This is a genomic window from Colwellia psychrerythraea, assembly GCF_000764185.1.
Lineage (GTDB): Bacteria > Pseudomonadota > Gammaproteobacteria > Enterobacterales > Alteromonadaceae > Colwellia > Colwellia psychrerythraea_B.
This window is the reverse complement of the sequence record NZ_JQEC01000051.1, coordinates 120,759-133,994: the sequence shown is the minus strand read 5'-3', so window position 1 is coordinate 133,994 and position 13,236 is coordinate 120,759. Positions and strand designations below refer to the sequence as shown.

Here is a 13,236-nt window from a genome sequence, read left to right as displayed (position 1 = left end):
AAACCTATTATGGATTTGCCTTTATATTTAGAGATAGCTAATCGATGATAATGTTAATCAGCCAGTGGTGACACATAGCCATCTGGTTTTAGTGCCAGTACATCACAGTTTAATTGGTCAATAACGTGTTCGGCAGTATTACCAATAAGAGCGGCGGAAATGCCAGTGCGACCCACGGTGCCAAGAATGACTAATTCAGCATCAATTTTTAACGCCGCTTGTTCAATGACTGTTTCTGGTAATCCCTCTTCTACATGTGTATTAGTTAGTGCGATGTTAAAACTGTTTGCATGTTTATTCATAGCCTCATTATGATGAGACTTCATAGCACTATTGTATTCACTGGCGTCAAACTCAGGAATTTCAATGGCAATATTTACCGGCGTACCCGGATAAGAATTAACTAAGTGAACATTGGCATTAATTAGCTGGGCGATATTCTTCGCCTGCTTGGTAATGGTATTATTTAAAGAAAGGTGCTCAGCTTCATCACTACCGACATTTACGGCCGCTAAAACGGTACCTTGCTCCGGCCACTCGTGATCTTTAACCAGTAATACCGGACAAGGGCATTTTCTTAAAATATGCCAATCGGTTGGCGTAAACACCACTGATTTGAACTTATCATGCTGATGTGTGCCTTTGATCACTAAGTCATAGTTATGCTCGAGAACTTGCTCAATGATGGCTTCGAAAGGGCGATTATGCCAGACCACTTTACTGCTGATGTTTATTTGGCTATTGGTGGCAGAGATTATGTCATCTATCCATAGCTGCTTTTCATTAATAACCATTTGACGCATGGTGTCGCGCTCTCCACTAGATAAAATAGTGGTCATTTCATAAGAGAAATCAAAAATGCTAAAAAAAGCGATGATATTGACTTGTTGCTCAGGCCGAGCAGAGGTGATTTTTGAGGCAAGCTCAATGGCTCGTTTAAGGGCTTTTTGTTCGTCTGTTGTCGGATCAATCACAACAAGGATATTTTGATACATGTCCATGGCAACCTCTGGCAAAATAAATAGTAAAGTTCATAAACGATACGTTATTTATAGCAAAGTTGACAAATTAATGCTTGTTTTAAATCAAGTTTGTTTTGTTATGGCTTTATTATCTTATGGATAATGAAAGCCATAACAAGGAGGAATATAGGGTTATAGAGCTGCTGTATCGCAAAGCTTGTCGATATCAATAATTGAAATTAATTTACCATCTACGTTAATTAAGCCACTTTTATGGAAACGATTTAATAAACGGCTAATGGTTTCAACCGTTAAGCCAATATAATTACCAATATCACTACGAGTCATGGTTAAGCGAAACTGTGTCGAGGATAATCCACGTGCATGATAACGCTCACTTAAACTTACTATAAAGGTTGCAACACGTTGTTCGGCATTTTTTCTATTAAGCAGTGTTAACATTTCTTGGTCTGTTCTTATTTCATTACTCATTAAACGCAATACCTGCTTTTTAAGCTTAGGCATAGTGTTCGATAATTCATCTAAACTTGTATAGGGAATTTCACAGACCATAGAGGTTTCAAGTGCTTGAGCAAAACTAGGGTGGCTACTTTCAGCAATAGCATCAAAACCAAGTAAGTCACCGGCTAGATGAAAACCAGTAATTTGTTCTTCACCTTGCTTATTAACGGTGAAAGTTTTGAACGTACCAGAGCGTATTGCATATAAGGCATGCATTTCTTGACCGTCATGAAAAATTTTATCGCCTTTATGTATCGGACGTTTACGGTCAATAATGTCGTCAAGAGAATCAAGTTCTTTATCATTTAATGAAAAAGGCAAACACAGCTCACTAATACTACAGTTTTGACACTTGATATGTTGGGTCGTGGGACTACTTTTATTTGACATGATAATACTCTATGGCGTAGCTATTAACGCTAACTTTAAGACAGATATATGTTATTAGAACGTTAGTTGATATGCAACAATAAAACTGTATATACCATAGCCAATAAGGGAAATAGCCATGACTTTGCGAAAGGCGGTGTTGACCAGTAGTTTCTTTATACCGCCAATACCAAGTGATAAGGCGACTAAGGCAGGTAAAGTACCTAAGCCAAAACACAGCATAATGGTAGCGCCAGTTAGGGGACTGCCACTTGCAAGTGCCCAAGTTAGGGTCGAATACACTAAACCACAAGGCAACCAGCCCCATAAAGCCCCTAAACCAAGCGCCTTTTTACTATTATCAACAGGAATAACGTGTTTAGCCATAGGCGATAAATAACGCCATAAGCCTTTACCCAACGACTCTATTCGGTTTAGCCATAACAGCCATTGGCCTATATATAAACCTAATAAAATAACAAAAACTGCGGCAATTAGGCGTAGAGCTGCAATAGGTAAACCTATGTTTTTTGCGGCTATAGAGCCGGTAAAGCCAACTATTGCGCCGATTAAGCAATAACTCGCAATGCGTCCAACATGGTAAAACAAGACTAGGTTCAAGCTAAATGCAACGGGTGAGCAGGTTGATTGTTGTGATGTTGGAATATCACCTAAACTGCTGGTTCTACTTTGGTTTTGATTACCAGGCTTGTTGATAGCCGAAGTGAGCATAGTGGTAATGCCACCACACATGGCTAAACAGTGACCAGAGCCAAGTAAGCCGATGATAAAAGCTGAAAATAGATCTAAGCTCATTGGTTACTTGGGGGTTTCCTGTTTTTTATTGGTACTTTCTATTTCATCCTCTGGCTTTTCTTCGTTGATGTTATTTACTGGCTCATCGTCAAAAAGAATACTCATGCCTTGCTTTTCAAGGTCATCAAATTGTTCAGCTTTCACTGCCCAGAAAAATAGATAAATGCCCAAAGCGGTTAATAACACGGCGACAGGGATTAAAATATAAATAATGCTCATTTTTAACTCACAACTAATTTATTCACAATAAGTTTACTCGTTTTGCTGTGGCTGGCTAGTTTACTCTTCAACTTATTTTTAGCTTACTCTTTAAGTAAACGTAATGAATTGCTAATAACTAAAATCGAGCTGGCCGACATGCCAATTACGGCCATATAAGGCGTGATATGCCCTGCCACAGCTAAGGGTAATACAATAGCATTATAACCAAAGGCCCATAAGTAATTTTGGAAAATTATTCGACGAGTGCGATGAGAAACTTTTATTAAGGTATTGATGCTACTTAGTTTGTTATTAAGTAAAATAACATCGGCGCCACTTTTGGTGATATCCGCGCCACAACCCATGGCTATTGATACATGTGCGGCACCAAATACTGGTGAGTCATTAACACCGTCACCTGTCATGGCAACTTTATAACCTTGTGCTTGAGCTTTTTTAAGTTGCTGCATTTTATCTTGGGCACTCAATCCACCCAAAGTAATATTAACAGGTAGGTTTTGCGCAATAGTGTCACAAGCTATTTGACTATCACCAGATAACAATAGGGTTTTATTGTTTTTATTAAGGTTTGATAGGGTATTAAAGGCTTCATCACGAATTTTATCCACTAGATAAAAAGCGGCAATGATTTGTTTATTAGCCATTAAGATACAGCTGGCACCGCTTATATTAACGTTATGTGTTCGTGTGTTAATATCATCAGGATTAATATCTTCTTCTAACCAAGATAGTTTACCAATGGCATAAGCAATATTATCAATAGTACCAGTAACCCCTTTGCCAGAATGCACTGTAACTTTTTCAGCCGTTAGGTTGTAATCTCTATGCTCGGCAAAGGATTTGGCAATCGGGTGCTCAGAGTGCGCCTCTAATGCCGCTGCAATGGCGAGTACTTGTTCTTGGTTGCATTTTTCACCAGTATCCTTTGAGCCAGTAGTACTTGAGCCAGAAATAATTGAGTCAGTAATATTTAAATCGTTGTTGATTAACTCAACCTTGTTAATGGTGAATTCACCTGTAGTTAAGGTGCCAGTTTTGTCAAAAGCAAAACAGTTTATTTGCGGCATGGTTTCCATAACATGACCGCCTTTGATCATTATGCCAGCACGATTTAACCGTGTAGTAGCGCACGTTAAGCCGGTAGGAGTTGCTAACGAAAGTGCGCAGGGGCAGGTAGCTACTAAAACAGAAAGGGTAATCCAAAAAGCTTCTTCTGGCATATGTTGCTGCCAGTAGATAGCTGTAGCAATAGAGGTTAATAGAATAAGCGCAACAAAATACTGTGCTATTTTATCAGATAGCTTAGCTATTTTGGGTTTGTGCGCTTGTGACTGTTCACTTAAACGAATGAGTTGGCTTAAAAAAGATTGGCCGGTCGATTGCTTTATCTGCACCGTAATATTGCCATCGCCGTTGATTGTGCCAGCAAATACATTGTCATTTATTGTTTTACTTATGGGTAATTGTTCGCCTGAAAGCATGGCTTCATTTAATTGACTAATGCCGGAAGTAATAATGCCATCGGCAGGTACAACCTCACCGGGCTTAATAATAACAATATCACCTTTAATGAGCTGTTTTGCCGCAATCAGTACTTCTGTGTTAGTTGCTTGGTTTTTTTCTTTATCACTATTTTTGGTATCATTGATAGTAATAACTTTAGTCGCTGTCATCGGCATTAACTTTAACAAGTTGGCTGAAACTTCTGCGGCGCGAGAGCGGGCTCTAAATTCTAAGAACTTGCCAATAAGCAAAAGAAAAGTGAACATAGAAACCGACTCAAAATACACTTCTCCTTGCTGAGTAATTGTCGCCCAAGCGCTGGCTGAAAAGGCTAAAATAATGGCAATAGATACAGGTACGTCCATAGACAAACGTTTTGCTTTAAGGGCTTTTATCGCGCCAGTATAAAAGGGTAGAGCACCATAACAAATAATCGGTGTTGCTAAGATGAAGCTGACCCAGCGTAAATAGATTTTATTGTGCTCAGCCATATCAGTAAAAGCACCGAAATAAAGGCCAACCGCTATCATCATGATTTGCATCATTAAAATACCGCTAATACCTAGACGTTTGATAAACGCTTTACTTTGCTTTTTGTTATTTAATTCCGCATCATTGGCTTTAAAAGGCAGAGCTTGATAGCCTATATTTTCAATAGCTAATAAAATAGCACTTAACTTTATTGCATTATCTTGCCATCTTATCGTAGCTCTTTGACTGGTCGCATTAACGGTTATACTGAGTAAGCCTTTCAGTTTATCTAGTTGCATTTCGATAAGCCAAGCACAAGCCGCGCAACTCATACCATCAATGGTTAATATCGCTTCTTTAGAGTCTTGTTCCTGACTATCACCTTGAAAAACAAATTCGCTTTGTAAAACCGCTTCATCAAGTAACTTGTTTTTTTGCAACTGCTCAGGCACAAGTGATTGTGCTTTTTGAGCTGGCTCCGTTCTCACTGAGTAATACTGCGTTAAACCATTGTCAACTATAGTTTGGGAGACAGCTTGACAGCCAATGCAGCACATAGCTTGGCTGGTATGATTGATGGTAACAAATAGGTTAATACCGATAGGTACAACTTCACTACAATGGAAACAGTTATTAGTCATGGTTTACTTTCTAGTAAAAGCAAACGCTAACGTAGCATCTGCTTATGGGTATGAGATAAATGTGTTCTTTCCCGATAGGCTTCCCTATCCGACTAAGTTATTGCGCTCTGGTTGGATCAGGCACAATATCAATAAAGTTACTTTGCGGTAAGTAAATGGTATTTTGAATCTTCCAGTCACCTTTAAAAGAGCTCAGTGTTAGTTTCCATTTACCGTTAACTGGGTGATCAAATTGGTGTCTAAAATGTCCATTACCATCAGGTGTTAAGGCAAGGTTAAAGTCTTTGCCTTCCAAAGTAGGGTGGAAAAAATTAATATTGAGTACAGGGAATACTTTTTCTATGCCTGTTGGTTTGATAATCAACTCATTGTCAGTCATTTTAAGGGCAAACTTCATGCCTAATTTTTGTGCCAATTTGACCTTAGAGACTTCTAAATTAATATATTTCCCCTTTTTGTAGTAATCGCCGATCACTATGGGGTCGGGATTGGTATTGGCAATAATATAATAAGGGATACCTACGATAATAGCCTTTAAAGGTAATAGGAATACGACCCAAGCCCAAGGCTCACGATACCAATAAGAAATTTGCTCTGGTTCAGATGTTTTCATAAGATTAGATGAAGCCATAATAAATAATAGTAGGTTTAATGTATGGTATTAAAAGTGGGTAGATTATAACTTTATTCTGAGCTAGCAGCTAGTTTTCAGCTCAGTAAAAAGTATAAAAAAACCCTTGATTACAAACTGTAACAAGGGCTTTTTTAATAAGTGAAATGCTGGCTAAAACTGTCTACATGAACAGTTTTGAGCTAACTCATTCAATATCAGTGATATTGCTTATTAATCTTGCGAAAGACTATAAACATAAGCACTGATTAAGTGAACTTTTTCTTCACCAAGAATGTCTTTCCATGGCGGCATAACACCAGCACGGCCATAACGAATAGACTCTTCAATCACACGTTTTGAACCACCATATAACCAGATATTATCGGTTAAGTTTGGCGCGCCCATTGGTAAACCTAAAGCTAAGCTACCTTGACCTTCAGGGCCATGACAACCAGCACATAAGGCAAACTTACCTTTACCTGCTTTGGCTAACTCAGGGTCAACAGAACGACCACTTAGGCTGATAACGTAAGCTGCAACCTCTTTAACACCTTGGTCGCCGCCTAATGCGCCTTCCCAAGCCATCATACCAGTAGCAATACGACCATTCATAATGGTCTCTTTAATTATTTCAGGTGTGCCGCCATACAACCAGTCTTTATCCGCTAGGTTAGGGAAACCGGTAGTACCGTGTGCATCAGAGCCATGACATTGTGAACAGTTTTGAATAAACAAACGTTGGCCCACTTTCAATGCTTCGCCATCGGTTGCTAAATCTTCAATGCTACGCGCAGCGTAAGCGTCAAATATTGGACCGTACTTAGCATCAGCAGCGGCAACTTCACGGTCATATTGTACTAATACGCCAGAATCTTTACTTAGGTTCTCTAAGGTTTTAGCTTTTGATTCCGCTAGGTTTAAAATACCCTGGTTTGAGCTTTTCCAACCTAACAGACCACCCCAACCACCTAAACCATAAAGTGCAATATAACCAAATGCCCAAACGATTGTTAATAAGAAAAACGTGCTCCACCATTTAGGTAAAGGATTGTTTAACTCCTCAATGCCATCAAAAGTATGACCCATTGATTCGCCTTCTTCAACGCCTGCGAAGTTCTTTAAGCACATACGTAGTATTAAAAAACAACCTACTAACGAGCCAAGGGTAAGAACCCAAACCCATATATTCCAGAAGCTAGACATTATTATTCGTCTCCTGTTTGCTATCTTTATCGAGATGACGTTTTTTATCTGCTGTATTTACTTTGTCTTCTTCAAAAATAGAGTTTGCGACATCATCAAATGAGTCTTTACGCTTTTTTGAATATGACCATACAACAATGATAATAAACAACGCCAATATAAGGAGGGCAACAAGCCCTCTAAGTGTTCCGTAATCCATCAGGGCTACTTCAACGCATGGCCAAGTGATTGCAGGTAAGCAATCAAGGCACTCATTTCAGTTTTACCTTTTACCGCATCTTTAGCACCGTCAATTTCTGCTTGAGTATAAAGCGGAATTGCTTTGCCATTTTCATCTTTATGACTACGATTACGTGTTAAAAAGTTAAATGTTTCTAACTTTTTACCTGTTATTTCACCATCAAGAGTATTAGTGTTTAACCAATTATAAGCTGGCATGTTTGACTCTGGTACCACTGAACGAGGGTCTGTTAAGTGGGCAATATGCCAATCATCACTATAACGACCACCAACACGTGCTAAATCAGGACCAGTACGCTTAGAACCCCATAAAAATGGATGTTCCCAAACATGCTCGCCGGCTACACTGTAATGACCGTAACGCTCTGTTTCAGCACGAAATGGACGAATCATTTGGCTGTGACAGTTACTACAACCTTCACGGATGTAGATATCACGGCCTTCCATTTGTAGGGCTGTATAAGGCTTTAAGTTATCAACGGGTGTTGCCAATTCTTTTTGGAAGAACAATGGCGTAATTTCTACTAAACCACCGATGCTGATTGCAAAGACTGTAAATAGAAAGAACAGACCAACATTTTTTTCAACTTTTTCATGTGAATTTTTCATGTCTATTCTCCTTATTCTGCTTCAATAGGCTTAAGACTTCCGTCTTTAGCATAAATTGTTTTAAACATGTTGTAGGCCATTAATATAAAGCCAGCAACAACTAACACACCGCCGATGAAACGCATAAAGTAGAACGGGTAAGATGCGGTTAAACTTTCAACGAAACTGTATGTCAACGTACCGTCACTGTTTACTGCTCTCCACATTAACCCTTGCATAACACCTGAAATCCACATAGCAACGATATACAGTACTACGCCTGAAGTGTGTAACCAAAAATGCACGTTAATCAGACGAATACTGAACATACGTCCTTGATTAAATAATACTGGGATTAAATGGTACATAGCACCAATTGAAATCATAGCAACCCAGCCTAGCGCGCCTGAATGTACGTGACCAATAGTCCAGTCAGTGTAATGAGATAAAGCATTTACTGATTTAATCGCCATCATTGGGCCTTCAAAGGTAGACATACCGTAGAAAGATAATGAAACAATTAAGAAGCGTAAAATAGGGTCGGTGCGGAGTTTATGCCACGCGCCAGAAAGGGTCATAATGCCGTTGATCATACCACCCCATGAAGGTAGGAATAATACGATAGACATTACCATACCAACAGACTGTGCCCAATCAGGCAATGCAGTGTAATGTAGGTGATGTGGGCCAGCCCAAATATATAAAGAAACTAGTGCCCAAAAATGAACAATAGATAAACGGTAAGAGTAAACTGGACGTTCGGCTTGTTTTGGTACGAAGTAATACATCATACCTAAGAAACCAGCAGTTAATAAGAAACCAACGGCGTTATGTCCATACCACCACTGCATCATGGCATCGATAGCACCAGAATAGATGGAATATGACTTCATTGCCGAAACAGGAATTACCATTGAGTTACCAATGTGCAATACCGCAACAGTGATAATAAAACCACCGAAGAACCAGTTAGCCACGTAAATATGTGAAGTTTTACGCTTAATTAAAGTGCCAAAGAAAACAATGGCGTAGGAAATCCATACCACAGCAATGAGAATATCAATTGGCCACTCTAGCTCAGCGTACTCTTTTGAAGAGGTATAACCTAAAGGTAGGGTGATTACCGCTGCAACAATAACAGCTTGCCAACCCCAAAAGGTAAAGGCTGCTAATTTACCGCCAAATAATCGGGTTTGACAGGTACGTTGCACTACGTAATAAGACGTGGCAAATAAAGCACTTGTACCAAAGGCAAAAATTACCGCATTAGTATGAAGTGGACGAAGACGGGAGTAGGTTAACCAAGGTGTATCGAAGTTTAACGCAGGCCAAATTAATTGTGCCGCGATAAGTACACCTACAAGTGTACCAACGATTCCCCAGATTACAGTCATTACAGTAAACTGACGTACAACATCGAAGTTGTAGTCTACTGCTGACGTATTACTTGTGGTCATGTTAAGAATTCCGCAGTGTTATTATTAATCGATAGTATGTTTTGCTGTAATACCTAAAGTAAAAATCTTAGATATAGGACACAATTCATACTAACTCTATGTGTTTGCTCATTGAGCTGTGATATATGTCACGTCAGTGTAAGTGAATGTGTCAAAATCCCGGCAATTTTACCCTTTGCAGAGCATATAAATCAACAACTATGCGCGTTTAAATTTGATGTAGATCAATAAAAGAGAATTAGCCCTAAATCAAATATGGATATTTACAACAAGATAAAAAGGTAATAAAAAGTCAATGAGTTAGCAAAGATTTTTTATCAATTACATTTCATCATTTGATAAATATTAATGTACTTAGGACTAACCCTATTTATAGACGATTTTCAGCAGATTAAAAGTATAAGCTAGTTTAATTACCTACCCGATTAAGGCTAGTTATTATCAAGTTGCTTTAAACCATCGATTGACAGTAAGGTTAGGTGTTTGTTTTTAATCTTAATAAGTTGTTCTCGTTGGAATTTAGACAACAATCGGCTAAGTGTTTCACGACGTATACCAAGGAAACTGGCAATATCATGACGACTAATGGCTAATTCCGTTTGAGTATCGCAGCCTGAGTGTTTTGCATTACGTTGGCAAATATTAAGTAAAAAAGCTGCAAGTAAACATTCAGCTGATTTCTGGCCTATTAGTGCTTGTGAATTACGCTGTTGTTCAAAGCTTTGTTTGGTTAGTAACAGAATTAAATTTTGTTGAAATTCAGGTGCGACTTTAGAGCATGCGGATAACTTTTCGACGTTAATTTTACACACAGTGTTATCACCTAGGGCGATTGCACTGTAGTTATACTCTTTTAAAAATAATGCGTCTTCAGCAATTAACTCACCAGGAAAACGAAAGCCAACCACTCTTTCAATACCAGCTTCGTTTTTTCTAGATAATTTAAATGTACCCGTACACACAGCAAATATTGCTGTTAGCGCCTGGCCTTGCTCAAACAGTTTTGCACCAGGTGTTTGCCTTAAATTAAGTGATGAACTTTGGTTTGCCTTTACTTTAACCTGCCTAGTTAAATAGTTACTCGTTAAATCAATGGTTTGCTCTTCTGAGCCGATAGGTCGGCAAACTGCTTGCATTGAACATTTCTCACAGTCTATATAGTGTTCAGCATCTTGCATTGCCGCTTTACTGGTTATGGTCATGATATCAGGGAAACTAGTGTAGATAGCTAATACTAAGGCTGGCTAGTTTACTGACGTTAGTAGATAATAACAACTTTATCGCAGAGATTAGGCATTTATCGTGGCAAAACAACTATTTTTCATCGCACTTGTTTTACTTATTAGCGCGTGTACACCTGTCATTGAACAAGAAAAAACCATGACTGATAAAATACCAGCACAATGTATTGATAGTCAGAGTGTGTGTGAAATTAATACAGAATTTGTTAGTTTTAGTGTCAAGTTTTCTCAACCGCAGTTAGGGGCCGAAATAAAAACCGAGTTACCTTTTGTTATTGAATTAGCTGAACTAACTGAATTTTCCCAGTCTAAGCAAGGGGCTAAACAACGTATTAGTAAGGTCTCAGCCTATTTAGAAGGCAAGGAAATGTTTATGGGCAAGGTGCCTATTTTTTTCGAGCAATCAGCTGAGGGAACAATTTATTCAGCGCAAAGCTTATTAGCGAGTTGTAGTGAAGACAAAATGGTTTGGCGATTGTGGATAACTGTAGAAACGTTGGAGCAGAAACAGACTTCCTTTGTCGATTTTACTAGTCAGCGTTTATAACCTCATCAGGTTAAGCTAAGTAGAGACAAGAAAAACAGGAAAAAAAACGAGCATTAATGCTCGTTTTGTCTACACATATTTGAGTAATTCAAAGGCTGAACCAGTTAATTACTTTGCGTGCTTGAGTCAAGTAAGTCGCTGGCTAAATATTATTAGTCACATCCACAGAAAGCTTTAAACGCTGGCCTGGCTGTAAATATTTATTTCTATCAAGCTTGTTCCAACGCTCGATATCACTAATGCGAACATTAAATTTATCAGCTATGCGCGCAAAAGAGTCACCACGACGGACTTTATAAGTAATATTGCGCATAATAGCATTTTCGACATTGTTACCCGTTTTACTATTGGCGTAGCTTGAATTGTTCGACTTGTTGGTATCTTTTTGCCAAATGACTAACTTTTGACCTAGCTTTAAGGTATCTCTTGGCGCAAAACCATTCCATTTAGCAATGCTTTTACCATTCACTTTGTATTTTTGGCCTATGTCCCATAGGTTGTCACCCGATTTTACTGTATGGACCACCTTGCGACCTTTACCAGGTCTACTTTGTTTTTTAGCAATGCGCTGCTCTTGTGAAAAAACATAACTATCTAGTGATTTTGCTGCGACAGGAATAAGTAAATGTTTACCGGCACGAATTTGATTGCCTTTAATGTTGTTTACTTGTTGTATTAAATCAACACGGGTATTAAATTTGTTGGCAATTACCCCTAAATTGTCACCATTTTTAATTTTATAGCGCTGCCAAGCTAAACGATCTTTTTTACTTAATTTATTCAGGCCGAGCTCAAATTTTTCAACTGTATGAGTAGGTAATAATAAGCGGTGAGGGCCATCGGGGTCGGTAGCCCAACGATTAAAACCAGGATTGAGTCGTTGTAATTCGGCTAATGTTAAACCTGCTAATGTTGCCGCTTTCGCTAAATCAAGTTGTGATTTGATGTCAACTTGGCTCAAAACAGTTTTGTTATCAATTGAATATAGGGTTAAATTAAAATCTTGTGGCCGTTTTATAATATCAGCTAAAGCTAATAATTTTGGTACATATGCACGAGTTTCTCTTGGTAAATCAAGTGACCAAAAATCGGTAGGTTTACCTAGGCGTTTATTTTTTCTAACTGCATTTCTAACACGACCTTCGCCAGAGTTATAAGCGGCTAACGCTAACATCCAATCACCATCGAAGAATTTATGTAAATACTTCAGGTATTTAATCGCACCTTGCGTTGAAGCAACAATATCTCGCCTGCCGTCATACCACCAGTTTTGCTTCATGCCAAAACGTTCACCAGTGGCTGGTACAAATTGCCACATACCAGAAGCGCGGCCATGGGAATAAGCAAAAGGGTCAAAAGCACTTTCTACTACGGGTAAAAGTGCCAGTTCAATGGGCATATCATTTTTTTCTAATTCTTCAACGATATAATAAAGGAAGGGCTCAGCTCGTTTAGCTACACGTTTTAGGTAACTTGGGTGTTTTACATACCAATTACGTTGAGATACAAGACGTTTTTCTTCTGGAATATCAAAAGTTAGCTGGCTTTGAATGCGTGGCCAAATATTATTTTCTGCCAGAGACTTTTTATCTTTTAGAGAAAATTCAACATCAGCAATTGGGTGGGTTACATCAATGCTTTCATCTGCTAATAATGCTTGATGGATTTCAACCGCGTCTGCAGTTTCTAGTTGAGCATTATCTGCTACATTACTTTCACTTAAGGAGAGGCTTTGACAGCCAGCTAAAAGAACTACAACGGGTAATATTAAATACTTCATGAAAAACCAGTAAAATCAGCGGGAATAAAAAATGATGTAGGACCTTAGCATAATTAAGCGT

General features: G+C 38.6%; 13 protein-coding genes. 1 reads left to right on the top strand and 12 read right to left on the bottom strand.

The window, feature by feature from the left end:
* Window positions 1-53: 53 nt before the first annotated feature.
* From uspE to GAB14E_RS04945, 11 genes are all read right to left on the bottom strand, one after another.
* Complete coding sequence (gene uspE / locus GAB14E_RS04895) at window positions 54-1,001, bottom strand: universal stress protein UspE (RefSeq protein ID WP_033083715.1); 948 nt, start codon at window positions 999-1,001, stop codon at window positions 54-56.
* A gap of 153 nt (window positions 1,002-1,154) precedes the next feature.
* Window positions 1,155-1,874 carry a fumarate/nitrate reduction transcriptional regulator Fnr gene (fnr, locus tag GAB14E_RS04900; RefSeq protein WP_033083714.1) on the bottom strand — a complete coding sequence of 240 codons (720 nt, stop codon included), beginning with the start codon at window positions 1,872-1,874 and terminating at the stop codon, window positions 1,155-1,157.
* Window positions 1,875-1,928: 54 nt separating this feature from the next.
* Window positions 1,929-2,669: a sulfite exporter TauE/SafE family protein gene (locus GAB14E_RS04905; protein WP_033083713.1), complete on the bottom strand. Its 741-nt coding sequence runs from the start codon at window positions 2,667-2,669 to the stop codon at window positions 1,929-1,931.
* Between the two features lie 3 nt (window positions 2,670-2,672).
* Window positions 2,673-2,888, bottom strand: coding sequence for a cbb3-type cytochrome oxidase assembly protein CcoS (gene ccoS, locus GAB14E_RS04910; protein WP_033083712.1), 216 nt, complete (start codon window positions 2,886-2,888; stop codon window positions 2,673-2,675).
* An 83-nt stretch (window positions 2,889-2,971) separates the two neighbouring features.
* Window positions 2,972-5,506: a heavy metal translocating P-type ATPase gene (locus GAB14E_RS04915; protein ID WP_033083711.1), complete on the bottom strand. Its 2,535-nt coding sequence runs from the start codon at window positions 5,504-5,506 to the stop codon at window positions 2,972-2,974.
* A 97-nt stretch (window positions 5,507-5,603) separates the two neighbouring features.
* Window positions 5,604-6,119: a FixH family protein gene (locus GAB14E_RS04920; protein ID WP_033083710.1), complete on the bottom strand. Its 516-nt coding sequence runs from the start codon at window positions 6,117-6,119 to the stop codon at window positions 5,604-5,606.
* A 231-nt stretch (window positions 6,120-6,350) separates the two neighbouring features.
* Entirely contained in the window at window positions 6,351-7,322 is a 972-nt protein-coding gene (gene ccoP, locus GAB14E_RS04925) for a cytochrome-c oxidase, cbb3-type subunit III (protein ID WP_033083709.1), read from the bottom strand.
* Window positions 7,315-7,521, bottom strand: a complete 207-nt coding sequence (locus GAB14E_RS04930) for a cbb3-type cytochrome oxidase subunit 3 (RefSeq protein WP_033083708.1) — start codon at window positions 7,519-7,521, stop codon at window positions 7,315-7,317. The genes ccoP and GAB14E_RS04930 overlap by 8 nt, the downstream gene beginning before the upstream one ends.
* A 5-nt stretch (window positions 7,522-7,526) precedes the next feature.
* Complete coding sequence (ccoO, locus tag GAB14E_RS04935) at window positions 7,527-8,171, bottom strand: cytochrome-c oxidase, cbb3-type subunit II (protein ID WP_033083707.1); 645 nt, start codon at window positions 8,169-8,171, stop codon at window positions 7,527-7,529.
* An 11-nt stretch (window positions 8,172-8,182) separates the two neighbouring features.
* On the bottom strand, window positions 8,183-9,607 hold the full coding sequence (ccoN, locus tag GAB14E_RS04940; RefSeq protein ID WP_033083706.1) for a cytochrome-c oxidase, cbb3-type subunit I: 1,425 nt from the start codon (window positions 9,605-9,607) through the stop codon (window positions 8,183-8,185).
* Window positions 9,608-10,038: 431 nt separating this feature from the next.
* A complete protein-coding gene (locus GAB14E_RS04945; protein ID WP_033083705.1) occupies window positions 10,039-10,809 on the bottom strand; it encodes a Crp/Fnr family transcriptional regulator in 771 nt (256 codons plus the stop codon).
* Between the two features lie 100 nt (window positions 10,810-10,909).
* On the opposite strand from GAB14E_RS04945, the gene GAB14E_RS04950 reads away from it, so the two are divergent.
* Window positions 10,910-11,395, top strand: a complete 486-nt coding sequence (locus GAB14E_RS04950) for a hypothetical protein (protein WP_033083704.1) — start codon at window positions 10,910-10,912, stop codon at window positions 11,393-11,395.
* A 142-nt stretch (window positions 11,396-11,537) separates the two neighbouring features.
* Here the strand turns inward: GAB14E_RS04950 and GAB14E_RS04955 are convergent, their stop codons facing one another.
* Window positions 11,538-13,175, bottom strand: a complete 1,638-nt coding sequence (locus tag GAB14E_RS04955; RefSeq protein WP_033083703.1) for a lytic transglycosylase — start codon at window positions 13,173-13,175, stop codon at window positions 11,538-11,540.
* Window positions 13,176-13,236 lie beyond the last annotated feature (61 nt).